At 47.1% G+C, this 16,264-nt stretch carries 11 protein-coding genes and 1 other RNA gene; 6 read left to right on the forward strand and 6 right to left on the reverse strand.

Going from position 1 to position 16,264, the window contains the following annotated elements:
- Nucleotides 1–6: 6 nt before the first annotated feature.
- The 3 genes from mraZ to rnpB all read right to left on the reverse strand — a co-directional run bounded on the left by mraZ (nucleotide 7) and on the right by rnpB (nucleotide 5,213).
- Entirely contained in the window at nucleotides 7–435 is a 429-nt protein-coding gene (mraZ, locus tag AAKU64_RS10510; protein WP_354332656.1) for a division/cell wall cluster transcriptional repressor MraZ, read from the reverse strand.
- A 794-nt stretch (nucleotides 436–1,229) separates the two neighbouring features.
- Nucleotides 1,230–4,442 carry an EAL domain-containing protein gene (locus AAKU64_RS10515; protein WP_354332655.1) on the reverse strand — a complete coding sequence of 1,071 codons (3,213 nt, stop codon included), beginning with the start codon at nucleotides 4,440–4,442 and terminating at the stop codon, nucleotides 1,230–1,232.
- 423 nt (nucleotides 4,443–4,865) lie between these two features.
- An RNA gene (gene rnpB / locus AAKU64_RS10520) (RNase P RNA component class A) lies at nucleotides 4,866–5,213 on the reverse strand.
- 144 nt (nucleotides 5,214–5,357) lie between these two features.
- Between rnpB and AAKU64_RS10525 the strand changes: the two genes are divergently transcribed.
- The 3 genes from AAKU64_RS10525 to AAKU64_RS10535 all read left to right on the forward strand — a co-directional run bounded on the left by AAKU64_RS10525 (nucleotide 5,358) and on the right by AAKU64_RS10535 (nucleotide 7,981).
- Nucleotides 5,358–7,061: a thiamine pyrophosphate-binding protein gene (locus tag AAKU64_RS10525; RefSeq protein ID WP_354332653.1), complete on the forward strand. Its 1,704-nt coding sequence runs from the start codon at nucleotides 5,358–5,360 to the stop codon at nucleotides 7,059–7,061.
- 31 nt (nucleotides 7,062–7,092) lie between these two features.
- The gene (locus AAKU64_RS10530) at nucleotides 7,093–7,491 is read left to right on the forward strand and encodes a MerR family transcriptional regulator (RefSeq protein ID WP_354332651.1); all 399 of its coding nucleotides are present in this window, start codon (nucleotides 7,093–7,095) and stop codon (nucleotides 7,489–7,491) included.
- A 64-nt stretch (nucleotides 7,492–7,555) separates the two neighbouring features.
- A complete protein-coding gene (locus AAKU64_RS10535) occupies nucleotides 7,556–7,981 on the forward strand; it encodes a carboxymuconolactone decarboxylase family protein (RefSeq protein ID WP_354332649.1) in 426 nt (141 codons plus the stop codon).
- 774 nt (nucleotides 7,982–8,755) lie between these two features.
- Here the strand turns inward: AAKU64_RS10535 and AAKU64_RS10540 are convergent.
- The 3 genes from AAKU64_RS10540 to AAKU64_RS10550 all read right to left on the reverse strand — a co-directional run bounded on the left by AAKU64_RS10540 (nucleotide 8,756) and on the right by AAKU64_RS10550 (nucleotide 11,861).
- The gene (locus AAKU64_RS10540) at nucleotides 8,756–9,088 is read right to left on the reverse strand and encodes a response regulator (RefSeq protein ID WP_354362119.1); all 333 of its coding nucleotides are present in this window, start codon (nucleotides 9,086–9,088) and stop codon (nucleotides 8,756–8,758) included.
- On the reverse strand, nucleotides 9,081–11,123 hold the full coding sequence (locus AAKU64_RS10545; RefSeq protein ID WP_354362120.1) for a sensor histidine kinase: 2,043 nt from the start codon (nucleotides 11,121–11,123) through the stop codon (nucleotides 9,081–9,083). Before AAKU64_RS10545 ends, AAKU64_RS10540 begins: the two co-directional genes overlap by 8 nt.
- 165 nt (nucleotides 11,124–11,288) lie before the next feature.
- On the reverse strand, nucleotides 11,289–11,861 hold the full coding sequence (locus AAKU64_RS10550) for a 5-formyltetrahydrofolate cyclo-ligase (protein ID WP_354332643.1): 573 nt from the start codon (nucleotides 11,859–11,861) through the stop codon (nucleotides 11,289–11,291).
- Between the two features lie 239 nt (nucleotides 11,862–12,100).
- Here AAKU64_RS10550 and AAKU64_RS10555 point away from each other — a divergent pair, with 239 nt between their 5' ends.
- The 3 genes from AAKU64_RS10555 (at nucleotide 12,101) to AAKU64_RS10565 (ending at nucleotide 16,170) form a co-directional block, all read left to right on the forward strand.
- Nucleotides 12,101–14,017: a lytic transglycosylase domain-containing protein gene (locus tag AAKU64_RS10555; protein WP_503012609.1), complete on the forward strand. Its 1,917-nt coding sequence runs from the start codon at nucleotides 12,101–12,103 to the stop codon at nucleotides 14,015–14,017.
- A gap of 57 nt (nucleotides 14,018–14,074) precedes the next feature.
- Nucleotides 14,075–14,800 (forward strand): glutathione S-transferase family protein, encoded by a 726-nt coding sequence (locus AAKU64_RS10560; RefSeq protein WP_354332639.1) that lies wholly within the window; start codon nucleotides 14,075–14,077, stop codon nucleotides 14,798–14,800.
- A 92-nt stretch (nucleotides 14,801–14,892) separates the two neighbouring features.
- Nucleotides 14,893–16,170: a multifunctional CCA addition/repair protein gene (locus tag AAKU64_RS10565; RefSeq protein WP_354362121.1), complete on the forward strand. Its 1,278-nt coding sequence runs from the start codon at nucleotides 14,893–14,895 to the stop codon at nucleotides 16,168–16,170.
- Nucleotides 16,171–16,264: the final 94 nt, after the last annotated feature.

Below are 16,264 nucleotides of genomic sequence, written 5' to 3' on the forward strand. Positions count from 1 at the left end.
TGCCGCTCAGAAGGAGAAATTGCTGAGCGCGTCAGGCGCCCCGCTGGCAATGGCTTTGGCTTCGTTCTCGGCGAGGCGGGCAGCATCCCAAATTTCAAAATGGGTGCCCATGCCGAGCAACATCACATCACGCTGCATGTTGACAGCGGTGCGTAATTCAGGCGCTACGAGGATGCGGCCAGCGCCATCCATCTCGACATCAGAGGCATTGCCTAAAAAAATACGCTTCCAATCACGCGCCTGGATCGGCCAGGCAGCAATCTTCTCGCGGTGCGCCTCCCACGTCGGGCGCGGAAAAAGCAGCAAGCAACCATCTGGATGACGGGTTAAAGTGATACGGCCTTCACATTGCAGGCTGAGAGCGTCGCGATGCCGGGCAGGAACTGTCATTCTGCCTTTTGCATCGAGATTGAGTGAGGACGCCCCTTGGAACACGTTGAACCTTTTATCTTGATCAAATTACTGAATTATTCTTTTCAGAAACTTTATTTTCACCACAAAAATACACTTTTTCACACTATTGCCCACTTTAGAGGATCACTTGAAGCGGGTCAAGCGAATTTAAGTATGATTTTTTGAAATTCTTTAATGAAGTCAAGGACTTAGCGCACATACCCAATCTAATGAAAAAGAGAATATTCCAATAAATTAACGACTTACGATGGGTAGTGAAAGTAGCTCCTCACATATACCCATGTGTTTAGCTAAAAATTACGGAAAAAAGAATGTGCACGTTTTAAATGCTGATAAGAAATATCCGAAATTTGGATAAGTGGCATATGAACCGCTGTAGTAGCCAAATTGAACGGTTTTGCAGAAGATGGCGGAAGGTATAAATTGCCAATCCATAAGCCAAGAAAAACGTGGGACACATGACAGCGCGGTCAAAATCAGAAATTTAAGCGCGATTTCTCATGAGGATCTGGCAGAGTCAAAATAATATACTCATATACAGTATATTTAGAGTGTCCAATTAAAACCTGGACAATTGACTGATTTTAAAAAAATTAATGGGGAGTATATTGAGATGATTGCATATTTACTCGTTATTTCAGACGATTATGCGCCGTCTGGCATGTCCGCAGTTGCAAACAAAGACTGAACTACCCGCTAAGGACTGCGGTTTTAGCTAGGTACTTAGTTACATACTTAGTTACATACTTAGTTACATACTTAGTTACATACTTAGTTGCTGATTCGGTTGCTAATTCAGTTGCTGAATCAGTTACTCACTTCAGCGCCGCCTGCGCCTGCTTTTGAAGTAAGGCTAAAAATTCGCTCTCGGGTATCGCTTTACTGAAATAAAAACCTTGATATTCATCGCATCGGCTTTCTTTCAGTTTCTGGAGTTGCAATTCCGTCTCTACGCCTTCTGCAATGACTTTCAGGCTCAGAGTATGTGCCATGGCGACAATCGCCAGCACGATTGCGGTGTCATTTACATCGCCAGGGATGTCTTTGATAAACGAACGATCAATTTTGACGCTATCTACAGGAAAGCGTTTCAGATACGCCAAGGAAGAATAACCAGTACCAAAGTCATCAATCGATAGCGTGAAACCAGCGTCTTTTAAGCCATCCATCAAAACGATCGCTTGATCCCGGTTATGCATTACCATGCTTTCGGTGATTTCAAACTCAATCCAGCTCGGGTGAACGCGCCAGAAATCAACCACGCTCTTAACCTCTTCCAGCAGATGCACATCATTAAATTGCGAGCCAGACAAATTGATGGCGACTCGCCCAAATGAGGCATCCATCGCGCGGAAAGTGAGAATATCGCGGCAGGCGATATCTAACACCAGCATTCCAAGCCGCGCAATTAAACCGGCCTCTTCTGCCAATGTAATGAAGTCTCCCGGGAACAGAATGCCGCGTTCAGGATGATTCCAGCGTACCAGTGCCTCTGCGCCGACGATCTTGCCAGAAATTACATGGACCTTAGGCTGGTAATACACAACAAACTCACGGCGCTCTAGCGCACGCCGCAAGCGCGCCTCAAACGCCAGACGCTCTACCGTGTGCACGTTCATCTCTGAAGCATAGAACTGGTAATTATCCTTGCCTTTGTTTTTGGCTCGATACATCGCAATATCGGCATTTTTCATCAGCGTGGGCGCGTCGCGTCCGTCATCGGGGAAAGTCGCAATACCGATACTGGCACTGAGCTGGCACTCTTGCCCGCGCAATTCAAACGGATTTGATGCCTCTTGCAATAATTTGTCTGCAATGTCGCCCAGATCACGAGGATCGCTAAACTGATCGATCAAGAGAATAAATTCATCGCCACCGACGCGGGCAACGATATCGGATTCACGCAGGCAATCCTTAAAGCGTTGCGAAATATTGCGCAAGACCGTATCGCCTTCGTCATGTCCAAAGGTGTCGTTGATATTTTTAAAGCGATCCAGATCCAAGAAAAACACCGCCAAGCGGCTGCGATTGCGCTCGGCATGCGCCAGGGATTTTGCTAAATGCTGGTTATATAAGAAGCGATTTGGTAAGCCGGTCAACTCATCGTAATGGGCTAGCTTAAGTATTTTGTCTTCTGAGCGGCGACCTTCAATTGCGATGCTGGCAATGTCAGTTGTGATGCCGACCAGTCTCAGATCATCATCGCTCAGGGGCGACATGTCAGAGACAAAGATACTGAAGCTGCCGAGCAACTGGCCTTTTTTACCCATAATCGGCCAGGCACCACAGGCATGAAAATCAGACAGACTTTCTATCGAGTTCACAAATTGCATTGAAGCTGCATGTTGAAAATTCCCAATCCATACTGGTCCGGCATTCAAAATTGCTTCACTCCAGACACCATTACCGTAAGTGACTGGCATGCCATTTAACTGAGACTTAACGACCTCTGGGAAATTTTTTCCTACATTCATACCAAAGGAATGCAGTTCATTACTCAGCAATTGAATGCCGCAACGCCATTGGGGTGACATTTTTTCTGCAAACTGACAAATCGACTCCAAGACCGACAACATATCTTCATTGCTAGCAATCAGTTGCAGTAATTGATTTTGCCCCTCGACTAAATGCTCTACATATTTTCGGGAATTAACATTCCGCATCACACAAAAGATTAAATCGTCTGCGCCAATTTCTACCCGGCTCATCGTCACTTCGCTATATTGCAAAATACCCTTACGTTCCACTACCCATTCAAAATGCTGTACTTCGCCGGCAAAGGCGGCATTGGTCAAAGACTCAATTAACTGGTCACGTTGTAACCCGGGCAAATGGCGTACGGCTTGATTTTCTGGCGAGAACCGCCCTGCACGCCGCCCTAATAACTCAGACCGGTCACTGACGCCAAACATGTTTAATGCGGCGAGATTGCAATCGACATACACGTAGTCACGATTAATCAACAAGATCGTATCTTGCGCATCCTGAAATAAGACCCGATAGCGATTCTCACTGGCGCGTAACTCTTCTGCTGATTTACGCAGGCTGCGAAGCTTGGCGATTAATAGAATCACCAACAGCAAAATACAGCCTATCGTCAGCACAGTGAAGATTAGTTTTTGTCGGGACCGGTCATTCCAGTCAGACAAAATGCTGGATAACTCTTTGGCATACACCAATACAATCGGGAAATCGTTCGTTTTCCGATAGGTATAAATCAATTCCTTTGTATTTCCAGCGTCGGCGGCATCGCGAATAAACGGCGCATCTTGTATTGCGCCCTCTACCGTATTTAAACGCACACCGTTGGCGAGCAAAGACTTGGCGACATACTGCGTCAAATAACGCGCATCGTATGGAGCCCTAACATAGATATTGCCCACATCATCATGTAAAGAAATCGCTGCGCTGCCATCTCTGGCCAGGCGCTCATAAAAATCCTGCAAATAATTCAAACCGATATATGCCTGAATCACGCCAAGATAATCGCCACGCTGATTGAAAAAATTTCTGGCTACCGGCAATACCCAGCGCGTCGTATTTTTTAGCATGATCGGCTTACCAGTCACGACCGTGGTGTCCGTCGGATGGCTAAGCAGCTCTTTAACGTAGGGGATATTCCCCATGTTTTGCGTCTCAGCAGGGAATTGGAAAGACGTTACCCACAAGATGCCATTGTGGTCAATCATAGAAAGTGATTGAAGAAAAGGGGAATCCTGGCGCTGGTTGATCAGTATCTTGCGGACTTCCGCCTCATCAAGCTCGGCAGATTCGCTTTGGGTCTGGATTTCTTCTGCGGCAGCGTTAATAGAACGGGTTGCATCATGCAAAATCCGGCTGGCATGCTCTTCTAAAATCCTTACCGCCAAGTAGCTGCTCTCTTGTGCGGAAGCAAGCGTCAATTGCTTGTCTTGCGCAATAGACCACCAAGTTTGCGCCATGATAGCGACCACAATCAGACTCACAAAGACTAAAAAAGCCAGAGTAGGCAGATCATGCCATTGACGATTGCTTGCCTTTCTCTCCATGCGCTACCCTCGTTTGAATGTTCGCCTAGGTACTTGTTGGGCTATGTCGTGACTATTGTCGTTATTTATTATTAGCGGCAGCTATTTACTTATATGAAGACTAAAACAAAATTTCCTCGCGGCAAAGCTAAATCATACACAGCGATGCTATTTCAGCAAATTAAAACTCAGATTACATGCTTTCGCCATTTGGATATGCCTCACATTAATGCCTTAAACATTTGCTGCACGGCTTTATGATTTATTTTAAATGGTGGCGGTTGCAAGTAATTTCGGGCAATTACTTACTTGAGACAAATGCCGATGCCATCAGATACCATCGTTTTAAAGCTGCTTTAAGTGTAACACCGGGGATTTATGAATTGGGTACGCGGAATACTAATTTGATATTTGATCATCTTGAAATAGACAATCGGGGGATAAAAATGAAGCAGGCCGGTAGGCCGGATTCTGTTACGGCACTGCGCATTGCTGCCTCGTGCTATGACAATCATTCCTCTAGGCCGGGGATTGCTCCCAGGCTCAAGCTTTCTACCCGCACGCTCCGCGAGCCGCCTCAACGCGTGCCTATTTGAAATTGCTCCGGGTGGAGGTTACCGCGTTTCACCGTAACTAAATACGCTCGTCTCTGTGGCCCTATTCCTCGTCTTATACCTCGGCTTGCGCTCTGGCTTTCAACGTACGGCCGTTAGCCGTCACCCTGCTCTATGGAGTCCGGACCTTCCTCCCGCTTTGGCTCACACCAAAGCCAGCGATTGTCTGGCCTGCTTCGGGCGCTATTGTAACAGCATGGCGCAATGCAACATCGAAATAGCTGCCTGAAACCACGAGAGGATGCGAATTTCAATGTCAAAAACAGCACGTCAGCGGTGCTTTCTGCTAGCGTATGGTTTTTTCCGAACTGGTCTAATCCTCATGCTCAAATCTCGCTCTGGTGGTCAATTGGTGGTAGATGCTTTGCAAGTACACGGCGTGGATACTATTTTTGGAGTGCCGGGCGAAAGCTATTTGCCAGTGCTGGACGCGCTGCATGACAGCCCGATTCGCTTCATCATCAATCGTCAGGAAGGCGGTGCCGCCTTTATGGCCGACGCTTACGGCAAGATGACCGGACGCCCGGGTATTTGTTTTGTGACGCGTGGCCCTGGCGCGACCAATGCATCGATTGGCGTACATACGGCTTATCAAGATTCTACGCCGATGATTTTATTTGTTGGCCAGGTGGGCAATGATTTTGTCGAGCGCGAGGCGTTTCAGGAAATCGACTATCGTCGTATGTATGGTCCGATGGCAAAATGGGTAGCGCAAATTGACCGTGCAGATCGTATTCCCGAATACATTGCCCGCGCTTTTCAGGTTGCTACCAGTGGTCGCCCGGGACCAGTCGTATTGGCGTTGCCTGAGGATTGTTTATCCGCGATGGCGGAAGTCGCGGATACCCGCCACTACACACCGATACAGGCGTCAGCGTCTGAAACCCAATTAGCACAGTTCCGACGCTTGCTGTCAGCGGCTCAGCGTCCGGTGGTGATCTTGGGTGGCAGCGGTTGGGATCAGCAAGCATGCGACAACATCACTAGCTTTGCCACTAGCCATGACTTGCCGATGACATGCGCTTTCCGTTTTCAGGATTTGATGGACAATGCGCATCCCAATTATGCGGGCGACGTCGGCATAGGCATCAATCCTAAGCTGGCAAAGCGGATACAAGAGGCGGATCTCGTCATCGCCATCGGACCACGCTTAGGAGAAATGACCACCAGTGGCTACACGTTGTTAGAAGCGCCGATCCCGCGTCAAAAACTGATCCATATTCATAGCGACGCACTAGAGCTGGGACGCGTGTATCAAGCTGATTTAATGATCAATAGCGGCATGAAAGAGATCGCCGAGTGTCTGGCAGAAATGGCGGCACTCGATGCCAGCGCCTGGCAAGGTACCGCAGCGGCGGCACGTGCGGAACTCCTTGCATGGCAACAAGAACCAGCTATTTTTAAAAACGAGCAAGCGCCGCTCAACCTCTGGCAAGTGGTACAGGATATTATGCAAAATACGCCTGCCGATACCATCATGACAAACGGTGCTGGCAACTACGCCACTTGGGCGCATCGCTACTTCCGATACGGTGGCTGGCGTACACAGCTGGCGCCGACATCGGGGGCGATGGGTTACAGCGTCCCGTCAGGTGTGGCGGCCAAAATCATCGCACCAGAGCGCACTGTCATCACTTTTGCCGGCGATGGCGAATATCTGATGAACGGACAAGAACTCGCCACCGCCGTCCAATACCAGGCCGGCGTGATCATTATTGTCTTCAACAATGGCATGTTTGGCACCATCCGTATGCATCAGGAAAAAAACTTCCCAAACCGCGTCTCCGGTACTGAATTACACAACCCAGATTTTGCAGCACTGGCACGTGCCTATGGAGCAAGCGGTGAGGTCGTCAGCAACACAGCAGAGTTTGCCCCTGCCCTGCAACGCGCACTGGCGCATACGCAGACCAATCATTTACCTGCATTGATTGAATTACGTTACGACGGCAACCTGATCACACCGGGAATGAGCCTGGCGCAAATGCGACAAGCCGCCTTGGATGCACAATCAAAGCCGGCTTAAATAGTTTATTAAAAATTTCATTCGTCCCTCAATGAACGTACAAGACTTTGCACAGCAAATTGGTATCAGTCCACACACCGTCCGCTATTACGAAAAAATCGGCTTACTACCCGATGTAAGGCGGACGGCAAGCGGGCATCGTGATTTTTGTGAGCACGATATTGCGTGGATGGATTTTATTCTTCGCCTCAAAAATACGGGCATGCCGCTGGCGGAAATTTTGGTCTATTCCGGTCTGCGGTCACAAGGCGCCAAAACTCTGGAACAACGGCAACAGATGCTGCAAACCCATGCACAACAACTGGCGACACATATACAGCTCCAGCAAGAGTGCTTCAGACTACTGCAAGAAAAAATTTCCTGGTATCAGAACGAAATTGGCGGCGCTGCTATCAAGAAAGTCGCCAGTCAAGTCTCGACGAAAAAATAGCGATTGACTGAGAGTCAACTCTAAGCTTTACGCTACTGTTTTCCAACCCAATCAGGAGAACAGTGTGTCAACAATTGTCGATCAAATCTCAGCTCAAACTACAGAACCAGCTACTCAAGAATCCAGATATCAGCGCGGCCTCAAAAAGCTCGCAGAGATTGACGGTGAGGCCGGGCAAAAAGTCATCGACTCCCTCAGCGACATCGCACCTGATCTGGCGCGGTATACCATCGAATTCCCATTTGGTGATATCTACTCGCGTCCCGGCTTAGATTTAAAAAGCAGAGAAATTGCTACGGTTGCCGCGCTGACTGCCATGGGCAACTGTCAGCCACAATTAAAAGTCCACATCCACGGCGCACTCAATGTGGGTTGCAGCAAGGAAGAAATTATCGAGATCATTACGCAGATGGCGGTATATGCTGGTTTTCCTGCTGCGTTGAACGGGGCATTTGCAGCCAAAGAAGTGTTTGCGGAGCGGGAGAAATAAAGCTCAGTTTATAAATACAGATTGAAAGAAATACTTAAAAGTAAAACTCCACTTAGCGATTTACAGGGGTAAAAAGCGAGGCCGCTTTTGTTTACCAAGGAGATCAATACTTCAACATCGTCTGCAAAGGCAACAGCATGATATCAGTCGCTAATACAATCGGCTCGACCGAATGACGTCTTGAAGTCGTACTGAAAAATATACTCAACTCACCACGTGCCATACAATTTTTTTGATTTAACTAGGGTCGGTTAACATTTAATCATAAATGCTCCCACTAAAACGCAGGGTTGAAAAGGGCGTATAGCCTCTTAAGGAGAAGCCTAATGCCTCAGCAATGGCATAACGCAGTCCATCGTGCATTTTGCATGAACCCTCCGGGAATGCCCCTTATATTGGACATAAAAAGCATATGGCGTTATTGCAAATGGCGTAAAGCGATGATACTGCCGCGCAACTTGCGCCTAGCACTTTGCTTACCCAGAGTCATTCGCACCCCGATTTAAACGTTCACAGACTCTAGGACTGACGTAAAAAATTTAAACCAATCATTTATTGCTTTTAGTACGTCGCTCCAAATCATTGTTCATGTCAGTAACTCTAAAATCCTTGTACTCTAAGCTTAGCGAAATTCGCCGAGCTTAAATTAAGCTCTAATACTATCAATTAGTTTGGCACTTTATTCATTAATGTCCAATACATACCCGCTTGCGCAACTACCGTCATAAATGCATCAAAGCCGACCGGCTTTACCAGATAACTATTTACCCCCAACTAATAAGCCTCTGTTACATCAGTACCCTCTGCGGAAGATGTGAGAATAACGACCGGAATTTTTCTTGTATTTTCATCTGATTTCAGTTGTTGCAAAACTTCAATACCACCCATCTTTGGCATTTTAATATCTAGCAAAATCAGTTTTGAATGTCCGTTACTGCGTTGACTATAACTACCTCGGCAATAAATAAAATCAATTGCTTCAACGCCATCTCTGACCCATGTCAGTTTGTTGCCCAGATTATGCTTACTCAAAGCTCTGATCGTCATTTCCGCGTCTGCTTCGCTATCTTCTACCAACAAAATATCAACCACTTCCAGATTACTCATTTGGCTCTCCTATTGGTAGTGTGAAAAAAAATGTTGCGCCCTCATTGATTTTTGATTCTGCCCAAATCCGTCCGCCATGACGCAACAAAACGCGCTGCGCAATTGCAAGACCAACGCCAGTACCGCTAATCTCATTGTTATGATGCAAGCGCTGAAAAACTCCAAATAACTTATTGTAGTAGTCCATACTAAAACCGACGCCGTTGTCCTGCACCGAATACACCACCTCATGCTGATCAACATTCACGCTAGCGCTAATTTTTATTACCGCCTGTTCTACCTTGCTACTGTATTTGATGGCATTCGATAATAAATTAATCCACACCTGTTTTAGCAATGAGCGATCAGCCTTAGCACCGGGCAAATCTAGCAGCTGAATATCCGCTTTTTTGAACGCCGCGTTTTGTGCTGAGTCTTGTGAAATTTCTTGCATAACTTCTTTGACTAATAGCGTCATCTCAAGATGATTTTTACTAATATTTTGACGACCCAATCTTGAGAACGTCAATAAGTCGTCAATCAAATGTCCCATGCGTTGGCTATTACTGCGTATCACGGATAAATAGCGGGCACCATCTTTATCCAACTTGCCAGCATAATCTTCTTCCAACATCAGACCAAAACCATCTATTGCTCGCAAAGGTGCACGCAAATCATGCGATATTGAATAACTAAAACTCTCCAGCTCGGCAGTACGTTCACCAATACGCTGCTCTAATGTCGCATTCATCCCAGCTAAATCATTGTTAGCACGCGCCAGTTCCTGGGTACGTTCATGTACATTGTGCTCAAGCTCGATATTGGCTTTTTGCAATGCCACCTCTAATAACGAGCGTTGCTCGTTTTGACGTTTTAACAGATTGAACGCCAATAACAACATTACAAAGCCAAGCATATTCCCTACAACAATCACGATGATAGTGCTGGAAGTACTTTGCTCTGACTCAGCCTTTCTTTTATCCAGCAACTGATTCTCTGTGGTGATAAATTCTTCTACCAAACGATCAAACGACGCAGTCTCCAGACCGGCCATATTTAAAGATAAGTTAATTTGATCGGACGGCATGATCTCGTCAATTGCCTCCAAGCGTTGCTCAACAAGACGTTTAATATTTTTAACCCGGTCTTGTTGAGGAGGATTATCTATAGTCATGCCAATTAGAAAACTTAATTGATTACGAATTTCATTCGCGAGAAACTCAAAGTCCTTACGCTCTGATACCAGGTGCATCTTTAAATACGACGCTACCATTTTATCTGCAGAAAGTTGGACTTCGTAGGTATGCTCAACCCAGTTATTGCGGGCATCTAATGAGCGGATACTTCCGTAAGAAACTAGCATCATCGTCACAAATAAAGTGACGGCTACGCCTAAAAATGAATAAATTCCAGCCTCACCTTTTAAGCGCAAATCCTGGCTCGCATCCAAGTTGTTTTTATTAAATTGCAGTCGTTCAACAATCAATGCGCTCGCAAACAAAGCGACACCAAATCCGGTCATTAATGCCATACGAGAAAAACCGTACCAGTTGTACGCCAAATCGAGTAAAAGTAATGCACCGACGATACCCAGCGCACTGATCGACAGCATGACAGCAGCAAGCGCATAAGGCATTATTTGAAAATAGGGTTTTGCTCTGAGTAAGGCAATACTTCCCATCAGCATTGCCAACGCGGTATTCGGAGCCATACGACCAGGATGCGGATTAGTGTCCTTCAACCAAGTATGAAATGCAATAAAATCGACGCCAGAAAAACTAGGGAAGAAATTCTCAAGCAACATCAAGCCAGCGATGATGGATATGCCGCAAGCAGCGACAAAGCGAATTATTTTAGAATAATGGGAAGAAAATACGGCAGACATTAAAGCGATGCCGGCGAGCATAAAACACACTGCGGTTGCAGAGACCATCGCCTTACCGCCAGCCGAAAAATAGAGCAGCGCAGGTTGCTTTAAAAGCCAACCCAACATCACTGTTGCACCACCAATGAATAAGATGACGCCAATCAAGCTTGGATAATATGAACGTGCCATACGCGACTCCACTCAATTCTTCAGGCTTAGAAACCTGATGAAAAGTAGAGTAGCAGAAAAATTAAGAATTGGCTAAAAAACAAGGGTAAAGCGAGAACTAATCGCAAATATCCGTTCTGGAAAACGCTTCGACTTAATAGCGCTATTGAGTACGATTACGTATTATTAAGCGCTATATTTTTCCGTCATCTCCGTTAATATCAGATCCAGCGCCACATCATGCGCTGAAGCAATAAATTCTGTCTTTGCCAACGCGTAGGCAACACCTATCGTTTTGGGTCTTGGTGTTAGCGCCAAAGTTCGGTCATAAAATCCACCGCCATAACCAAGCCGAAAATGCTGACTATTAAATCCGACACACGGGATTAGCAACACTTGCGGCTGCAAGAATTGCCAGGGTTCTTCAGGAATGGCGATACCGTAGTCATCTTGCCCCATTGCATCTCCTGGCTGCCAGGCCGCAAATGATAGCGGCTTATCTTTGGCGACTACAACGGGCAAGGCAAGCTGAATACCTAAATTATGCAATTGGGCATAACAAGCGCATAAATCTGGCTCTGCCTGAATCGGCCAGTAAACACCGAGACTAGCGGGTTGATATTGACGACACCAAGCCAAAACTTGTTGAGACAAATGTAAATCCCATTGCTGTCTGTCATCCAGACTGGCGGAGTGGCGTTGATCTAGCAAGCGTTTGCGCAAACCACTGCGCGATTCGCCATGAAATTGATCAACCATGACCAGTCAATCCCGTTTTAGAGTTTTGTAATCGAAGGCTTGCGAGCTGAGTGGGCTGTGTCATACTGTCTTAAACGTCAAGATGGAAGCTGTAGAAAATGGATTTGCTCAATAAAATTTTATATAACAAAATAGCAGGTAGCAACATTACTGCTAAAAATACTGGTATTAATATTCCTGCCATTGACTTCAAAATTGGCGCTAAAAATTGCCTGAAAATTTGTCTGTCGTTGGCAACAATGGTAGCAGTTTTATCTCCGTACACCAACGCAGAAGCGGCAAAAACGAGTAAAACCTTTGTCAATGATGATGATCGTTTTATGGCGCTGCGTGACGCTGCAATGCATGACGATGCCGCCCAGGCAGATGAGTATGCGGCCGCGCTGGCGCAATACAGTATTCCGTCGTACGTTGATTACTATCGTCTAAAAACTCGCTTGCGCACGGCGTCCGCCGATGAGTTTAAAAATTTCTTATCTAAATATGAAGGCAGTGCAATTGCCGACCGTCTGCGCAACGATTGGCTGCTAGTCTTGGGACAGCGTGGAGAATGGGATACGTTTGATGTGCAATATCCGCAATTTGTCGTGGCCGACGATACGCAAGTTAAATGCTATGCCCTGCTATCTAAAGCCACTAAACAGCAGAAAGTAGCAACCGAAGCACGTGCGCTGTTAACTGCGCCCCGCGACTATGGCGCTGGTTGTTACTCGCTAGTCACGTATTTATCGGCAAGCGGTCAATTCAGTGACAACGATCTTTGGGCGCAAATGCGTATAGCGGCGGAAAATGGCGCACAGCCTTTGGCGCAACGCTTGGCACGGCTATTAGAGATTGGCGACAAACGGATTACCCAAGTATTTGAGAAGCCAGCTTTGATGCTAAAAAAAGCCCCTGAATCTGACAAAGTAGCGCATGAGCTGTATATCCTCGCATTAGGCAGGCAAGCAAAAGTCGATCCTCAGGATGCGGCCGATACTTTGTCGCGTTTTAGCGCTAAGTTTTCTGAAAGCGAACGCGCCCAAGCTTGGGCGCAAATTGCCTTGCAAGCTGCTTTGAAGCTACAGCCAGAAGCACTGGGCTATTGGCAACGGACTGAAGGCGCAACGCTATCGTTGGAAGGCTATCAATGGCGCGTCCGTACCGCACTCAGAGAAGGTGATTGGAAGCTAGTAAAAAGCGCGATTGCCGCCATGCCAGCGAGTCTAAAATCTGATCCAGCATGGGTATATTGGCAAGCACGCGCACTCATGACCGAGGGTAAGACTGAAGAGGCACAAGTAATGTTTGCCAGTATTGGTGATCAATTACATTTTTACGGTCAGTTAGCGCTGGAAGAACGTGGTCAAAAAATTGGCGTGCCACTGACAATTAAACCAGTAACGGCGGAAGAACTCGCACCGATACAAGCGAATCCAGGCTTACAAAGAGCGCTGAAATTTTATGCCATGAATTTGCGTTTTGAAGGCACCCGTGAATGGAATTGGGAGCTGCGCAAAATGAGTGAGCGCCAACACATTGCCGCAGCAGAATTTGCACGTCAAAACGACTTGTTAGATCGCATGGTAAATACCTCTGACCGTACTAAAGGCGAGTTAGACTTTAGCCAGCGTTATCCGACGCCGTTTAATGACAGTATGTATAAAACGACGCAAGCTTTGGGCTTGGACATGGCATGGGTATATGGCTTAATACGACAAGAATCCCGTTTCGTAATGAAGGCAAAATCGAATGTAGGCGCATCAGGTTTAATGCAAATTATGCCGGCCACTGCCCGCTATGTTGCCAAAAAAATCGGCCTTGGTAATTTCTTGCCTGAGCAGGTTAATGATGTCGATACCAACATCGCACTTGGTACTAATTATTTGAATATGGTCTTGACAGATTTAGGCGGCTCGCAAGCGCTGGCATCGGCTGCCTATAATGCGGGGCCAGGTCGTCCGCGTGCTTGGCGTGCCAGTTTGACGCGCCCTGTAGAAGGCGCTATTTTTGCAGAGACAATTCCTTTTTCTGAGACGCGTGGGTATGTTAAAAATGTCTTATCTAATGCTACTTACTATGCCGCGCTATTTGAGAAAAAACCGCAATCGCTTAAAGCACGTTTAGGTATAGTCGTGCCAAAAGGTATGTCTGCGACGGACTCTGATTTACCTTAAGTTTTTTAAAAATATCCGATATCCAAACTGTTCCACACATTACTCTTTGACCATATTATGCAAGATACAGAACTAGAGACCACACTCGCTGCCATCTTCTCTGGGGATAAAAAAATACCTCTGCAACTAGTCATCGGTAATAAAAATTATTCGTCCTGGTCGATGCGTCCTTGGGTCGCGATGAAAGCATTTGGCATCCCGTTTGAAGAGATTCGGATTTTGCTGGATATGCCGGACACGACTGCACAAATCGCAGAATACTCACTGGCAGGGCGCGTCCCTGTGCTATTGGCCAAGGATATTACGGTATGGGACTCTCTGGCTATTTGTGAGTTTCTGGCCGAGCAGTTTCCACTTCTGAATTTGTGGCCTGAAGACGTCGCAGCACGAGCAATGGCGCGTAGCGTTTGTGCAGAAATGCACTCTGGCTTTAGTGCGTTGCGCAAAGAAATGCCGATGAATATTAAAGCGTTTGCACCGGGCGCGGGGCGCACTGCGGGGTCGCAGGCAGATATTGGCCGCATCTCTGAAATTTGGGAAGACTGTCTCGCAAAATACGGCGCGCATGCGTATCTGTTTGGAGATTTTTCGATAGCAGATGCCTACTTTGCGCCGGTAGTGATGCGTTTTAAAACTTACGCAGTATCGCTGGCACCGGCTTTGCAAGCTTATGCAGAACGGATAGAAGCACATCCCGCAGTAGCACAATGGATGCAAGAAGCGCTGACGGAAGCGGAAGAAATTCCTTCTGATGAACCCAAGCCCAACAAGCCTGAAGAGTAAGCAAGTTTTAATAAATTTGCTGAAGCCAGCCGGATAAGTATCAATTATCAAGTACCGGCTAATTTTTCTTAAATTGAATCTGCAATCATCGTATGAAATCCTATATCGTCGGCGGCGCAGTGAGAGATCGCTTACTCGGCTTGCCAGTGCAAGATCGCGACTATGTTGTGGTAGGTGCTACGCCAGCCGATATGCTGGCGCAAGGCTACACGCCAGTTGGAAAAGATTTTCCTGTTTTTTTACACCCTAAGACCCACGACGAATACGCACTCGCGCGTACCGAGCGCAAGACTGCGCCTGGTTATAAAGGCTTTGTATTCCACACCGATGCCAACGTGACGCTGGACGAAGATTTAATCCGGCGCGACCTGACCATTAATGCCATGGCTCAGGACGAAGCAGGCAATATTATTGACCCCTTTAACGGACAAACCGATTTACAGCAACGTATATTCCGGCATGTGTCCGCTGCATTTGCAGAAGACCCGGTACGCATCTTGCGCCTGGCACGTTTTGCGGCGAGGTTCTCGGTTGATCCGAATGCCTTTAGCGTCGCGCCAGAGACCATGTTGTTGATGCAGCAGATGGTAGCTGCTGGCGAAGTGGATGCCTTAGTACCGGAACGTGTATGGCAAGAATTATCACGCGGTTTGATGGAGGAGCGTCCCTCACGCATGTTTGAAGTGCTGCGGGAATGCGGCGCCTTGGCGCGGATTCTGCCTGAATTAAATGCTCTCTGGGGCGTGCCACAGCCACCCAAACATCATCCAGAAATTGATACCGGTGTGCATGTGATGATGGTGGTTGATTATGCTGCTAGCGAGTCGTACTCCTTACCGGTTTGCTTTGCCGCGCTGACGCATGATTTGGGTAAAGGCACCACGCCGCCAGATCAGTGGCCGCGTCACTATGGACATGAACAACGCGGTATTGATCTAGTAGAAGCCGTTTGTCAAAGGTTGAAAATACCGACTGATTGTCGCGATCTGGCCATCATGGCAGCACGGGATCACGGTAATATCGGGCGTGCTTTTGAATTACGCCCCGACACTATCATCAGCTTATTAGAACGTAGCGACGCGTTCCGCAAGCCACAACGTTTTCTGGATTTATTAAGCGCGGCAAAATCTGACTGTTTTGGCCGGGCTAATTTGCCTGATGTACGCTTTCCGCAAGCAGAATATCTGGCACAGGCACTGGCGGCAGCACAGCAAGTGCAGTCCGGCGCGATTGCGCAACAAGTCACGGCAAAAAATCTGCCCGGACAATCTCAGCAAATTGCGCTGGCAATACGACAAGCCAGGGTTGATGCTGTACGTCAGTTTAAAGAGCAATTCCAGGCCGAAAATCCTAACAATATCGCTCACTAATCCCTTTAATAACAATACATCATCTGCTAAGCATAAAACCCATTGCGCGATAACAGGCTTTGGCTATGCTGCTTAGCACAGTATAAATACTCTA

It is taken from the genome of Undibacterium sp. GrIS 1.8, assembly GCF_040544445.1.
Classification (GTDB): Bacteria; Pseudomonadota; Gammaproteobacteria; order Burkholderiales; family Burkholderiaceae_D; genus Undibacterium.

Excerpts from the sequence above, each read along its gene's own strand:
- AAKU64_RS10515 (WP_354332655.1), bottom strand. The coding sequence starts at position 4,442 with ATGGAGAGAAAGGCAAGCAATCGTCAATGGCATGATCTGCCTACTCTG.
- AAKU64_RS10525 (WP_354332653.1), top strand. The coding sequence starts at position 5,358 with ATGCTCAAATCTCGCTCTGGTGGTCAATTGGTGGTAGATGCTTTGCAA.
- AAKU64_RS10530 (WP_354332651.1), top strand. The coding sequence starts at position 7,093 with ATGAACGTACAAGACTTTGCACAGCAAATTGGTATCAGTCCACACACC.
- AAKU64_RS10540 (WP_354362119.1), bottom strand. The coding sequence starts at position 9,088 with ATGAGTAATCTGGAAGTGGTTGATATTTTGTTGGTAGAAGATAGCGAA.
- AAKU64_RS10545 (WP_354362120.1), bottom strand. The coding sequence starts at position 11,123 with ATGGCACGTTCATATTATCCAAGCTTGATTGGCGTCATCTTATTCATT.
- AAKU64_RS10550 (WP_354332643.1), bottom strand. The coding sequence starts at position 11,861 with ATGGTTGATCAATTTCATGGCGAATCGCGCAGTGGTTTGCGCAAACGC.
- AAKU64_RS10555 (WP_503012609.1), top strand. The coding sequence starts at position 12,101 with ATGGTAGCAGTTTTATCTCCGTACACCAACGCAGAAGCGGCAAAAACG.
- AAKU64_RS10560 (WP_354332639.1), top strand. The coding sequence starts at position 14,075 with ATGCAAGATACAGAACTAGAGACCACACTCGCTGCCATCTTCTCTGGG.
- AAKU64_RS10565 (WP_354362121.1), top strand. The coding sequence starts at position 14,893 with ATGAAATCCTATATCGTCGGCGGCGCAGTGAGAGATCGCTTACTCGGC.